Origin of the sequence: Dermacoccus sp. UBA1591, assembly GCF_002322065.1 — a bacterium.
Lineage (GTDB): Bacteria > Actinomycetota > Actinomycetes > Actinomycetales > Dermatophilaceae > Dermacoccus > Dermacoccus nishinomiyaensis.
In genome coordinates this window covers 1-3872 of record NZ_DCNR01000034.1, presented here as the reverse complement: position 1 = coordinate 3872, position 3872 = coordinate 1, and the positions used below count along the sequence as shown (strand labels likewise).

Annotated in this window: 4 protein-coding genes; 3 read left to right on the top strand and 1 reads right to left on the bottom strand. The window is 70.9% G+C overall.

Translation table 11 applies throughout. From position 1 onward, the window contains the following. Both miaA and dapF read left to right on the top strand, forming a co-directional pair. The coding region (miaA, locus tag B2284_RS03725) for a tRNA (adenosine(37)-N6)-dimethylallyltransferase MiaA (RefSeq protein WP_286697202.1) at positions 1 to 882 on the top strand (882 nt) is incomplete at its 5' end. Between the two features lie 12 nt (positions 883 to 894). Next, complete coding sequence (dapF, locus tag B2284_RS03720) at positions 895 to 1767, top strand: diaminopimelate epimerase (RefSeq protein WP_062258675.1); 873 nt, start codon at positions 895 to 897, stop codon at positions 1765 to 1767. Positions 1768 to 1790: 23 nt separating this feature from the next. Here the strand turns inward: dapF and B2284_RS03715 are convergent, their stop codons facing one another. Then, positions 1791 to 2456, bottom strand: coding sequence for a class I SAM-dependent methyltransferase (locus tag B2284_RS03715; RefSeq protein ID WP_074046009.1), 666 nt, complete (start codon positions 2454 to 2456; stop codon positions 1791 to 1793). Between the two features lie 173 nt (positions 2457 to 2629). Here B2284_RS03715 and hflX point away from each other — a divergent pair. Next, positions 2630 to 3872 (top strand): GTPase HflX (hflX, locus tag B2284_RS03710; RefSeq protein ID WP_286697201.1); only part of this gene is annotated, 1243 nt, incomplete at its 3' end.

The window sequence follows — 3872 nt, the reverse complement described above, 5'->3', positions numbered from 1 at the left end:
GAGCGTCTCGGCGGCGAGATCGTCAACGCCGACGCCTCCCAGTTCTACCGCGGCATGGACGTCGGGACGGCCAAGCTCGCGCCGCACGAGCGTCGGGGCATCCCGCATCACCAGATCGACACGCTCGACATCCTCGACGAGGCGACGATCGCTCGCTTCCAGGAGGGGGCGCGCGCCGACATCGCCGCCATCCTCGCGCGCGGCCGGCGCCCCATCGTCGTCGGCGGTTCGGGCCTGTACGTGCGCGCCGCGCTCGACGTCCTCGACATCCCGCCGACGGATCCGCTGGTGCGCGCCCACTTCGAACAACGCGCGGTGGCCGAGGGTTCCGGCGCCCTGCATCGCGAGCTGGCCGCGAAGGATCCGCAGGCAGCACGCGACATCCTCGCAAGCAACGTGCGGCGGGTCGTGCGGGCCCTCGAGGTCATCGAGATCACCGGGCGCCCGTTCAGCGCGAGCGCGCCGACCAAGACCTTCCTGCGCCCGACGATCGTCCTCGGCCTGCAGGCCGACCCAGACGTCCTCGTTGCCCGCATCGAACGCCGCGTCGACCTCATGTGGGCCGCCGGAATGCTCGACGAGGTGCGCGCCCTCGACGCCCGCGGCCTGCGTCAGGGCCGCACGGCGAGCCGCGCGATCGGTTACAGCCAGGCGCTGCGCCAGCTCGACGGCGACCTCGACGAGGCCGCAGCGAAGGCCGAGACGGCCATCGCGACGCGCCAGTTCGCGCGCCGTCAGCGCGCCTGGTTCCGGCCCGATCCGCGGCCGGTGTGGCTGCCGTTCGACGCTCCCGATCTGCTCGATCGTGCGCTCGCGGAGATCGTCGCCTACGCGCCGGAGCGGCACGGCGCGGTGGCGAAACCTGACGCCGACGCGGTGTGACACGATGAGCGCGTGACGCGCATCCACTTCACCAAGGGCCACGGCACGCAGAACGACTTCGTCCTCGTTCCCGACGAATCCGGCGAGCTCGACCTGACGCCCGAGCAGGTCGCCTACCTGTGCCACCGCCACGCCGGCATCGGCGCCGACGGCGTCATCCGTGTCGTGCGCACGGCGAACGTGCCCGAGGTCGCCCACCTCGCGCCGCAGGCGACGTGGTTCATGGACTACCGCAACGCTGACGGCTCGCTGGCCGAGATGTGCGGCAACGGCACGCGCGTCTTCGCCGAGTACCTGCGTTCCCGCGGTCTCGTGAGCGGTGACGAGGGGGCGCCGTTCGTGATCGCGACGCGTGCCGGGCTCAAGGAGATGGTGGCCGTGCCGCACGGCTGGGCCGTCGACCTCGGCCAGTGGCGCCTCGCCCGCGCAGAGGAGGCCGAGCGGCGGGGGATGGACTCGGTCGTCCAGGTTCACGGGTCACCGGACCCGCTGCCCGCCCTGAGCCTCGACCTCGGCAACCCGCACACCGTCGTTGCGCTGCCGCCGTCGGTGCACCTGTCGGCCCTGGACCTGAGCGACGCTCCGCACATCGACCCGCACCCCGAGCAGGGCTCGAACGTCGAGTTCGTCCACGCCATCGAGCACGCGCACATCGGCATGCGCGTCCACGAGCGCGGCTCGGGGGAGACCCGCTCATGCGGCACCGGCGCGGCTGCCGCGGCGCTCGCGACGTGGTGGTGGGGCGGCCAGCCGGCCGATCAGGTCGACTGGCGCGTCGACGTGCTCGGGGGCACGCTCGGCGTGCACATCAAGGGCACCGAGGTCGCGCTGTCCGGCCCCGCCGTGCTCGTCGCCGACGGCGAGATCGACCTGTCGCAGCTGTGAGGCTGCCTCTGTGACCGCTCGCGTCAGGCGTCGCTGCTGCGGCTGACGTCGTCGGACGCCGGCAGCGGCAGCGGCCCGCCGTCGTCGAGGCGTTCGATCGCGAGGATGCGGAATCCCTTGACGCTCGTCAGCCGCTCGATCGCATACGACGAGCCGAGCTGCTCGGCGAGCCACTTCTGCAGCGAGTCCGAGCCGAGGTTGCGCTGCATGACGAGATAGGCGTGCCCGCCTACGACGAGGCGCGGCAGCCATGTCAGCAACAGCTCGTGCAGCACCTTCTTGCCGACCCGGATCGGCGGGTTCGACCAGATGAGGTCGAACCGGACGTGGTCCGGCACCTGCGACGGCTGCGCGACGGCGACGTTCGAACACCCCTGCGCCGCAACGTTGTCGGCACACAGGTCGAGCGCACGACGGTTGACGTCGACGCCCCAGACCTGCGCTGACGGGGAGCGCAGCGCGAGCGTCGTCGTGATCGGGCCCCACCCGCAACCGACGTCGAGGAACGTCCCGCTCGGCGGCGGCGTCGGAGCGTGGTTGAGCAGGACGGCGGTACCGGCGTCGAGGCGATCGGGGCAGAAGACGCCGGGTGCTGTCGTCATCGAGACCGCGCGGTCGGCGAGGCGGAGCGTGAGGGTGCGACGCTCGTCGGCGGAGGCGGGCTCGGCGCTGAAGTAGTGGTCGTTCATCAGGGCCCAGCCTACGGCGTGTCCGTGGGGCATCCGGAAGCCGCAACCAGGCAGCCACCCGAGGCGATCAGCCCCGACGACCGGCCGCTGCCTCCATGCACGACGGGACTAAATCGGTGGCCTCGGACGTTCTCTCCTGCGACGATGCTGGTGCGGCTCTCGCTTGCGAGACGATGAACCGCACCGCAACGAACGACGACCTTCGACGTGAGGATCCAGCCCTGAACGAGCGCAACCCCGCCGACTTCCTGTCCCGCCGAGCCCAGGCTCTCGCCGACAGTGACGACGCGACCCCCACCTACGACGAGCGCGGCTTCGTCGTCGACGCCTATGACGGCGACCAGTTCGAGCGCGAAGAACGCGCGGCGCTGCGACGTGTCCACGGTCTGTCGACCGAGCTCGAGGACGTCTCCGAGGTCGAGTATCGCCAGCTGCGCCTGGAGAAGGTCGTCCTCGCGGGCGTCTGGAGCGATGGCAGCGCCGAGGACGCGGAGAACTCGCTGCGCGAGCTCGCCGCGCTCGCCGAGACGGCCGGTTCCGAGGTGCTTGCCGGCGTCGTGCAGCGCCGGCTGCGACCCGACCCCGGCACGTGGCTCGGCAAGGGCAAGGCCGAGGAACTCAAGGAGATCGTCATCGCCGAGGGCGCCGACACCGTCATCGCCGACGGCGAGCTGGCGCCCAGCCAGCGACGCGCGCTCGAGGACGTCGTCAAGGTCAAGGTCATCGACCGCACCGCGCTCATCCTCGACATCTTCGCCCAGCACGCGAAGAGCAAGGAGGGCAAGGCCCAGGTCGAGCTCGCCCAGATGCAGTACCTGCTGCCGCGTCTTCGCGGTTGGGGTGAGTCGATGTCGCGTCAGGCCGGCGGCCAGGCCGCGGGCGGTCAGGGCATGGGTTCGCGCGGTCCGGGTGAGACGAAGATCGAACTCGACCGTCGTCGCATCAACACGCGCATGGCGAAGCTGCGCCGCGAGATCGCTGAGATGAAGACGACGCGCGACACCAAGCGCAGCGGCCGACGTCACAACAACGTGCCGAGCGTCGCCATCGCGGGGTACACGAACGCCGGCAAGAGCTCGATCCTCAACCGCCTCACCAACGCGGGCGTGCTCGTGCAGAACCAGCTGTTCGCGACGCTCGATCCGACGGTGCGTCGCGCCGAGACGGCTGACAGGCGCGCCTACACCCTCGCCGACACCGTCGGGTTCGTGCGCGACCTGCCGCACCAGCTCGTCGAGGCGTTCCGTTCGACGCTCGAGGAGGTCGCGGACGCCGACCTGCTCCTGCACGTCGTCGACGGTTCGCACCCCGACCCCGAATCTCAGATCTCCGCGGTGCGCGAGGTGCTCGCCGACGTCGATGCGAGCGACGTCAAGGAGATCATCGTCATCAACAAGGCCGACGTCGCCGACCCCG

Coding starts and splice junctions, on each gene's coding strand:
- B2284_RS03715 (WP_074046009.1), bottom strand. CDS start 2,456: ATGAACGACCACTACTTCAGCGCCGAGCCCGCCTCCGCCGACGAGCGT.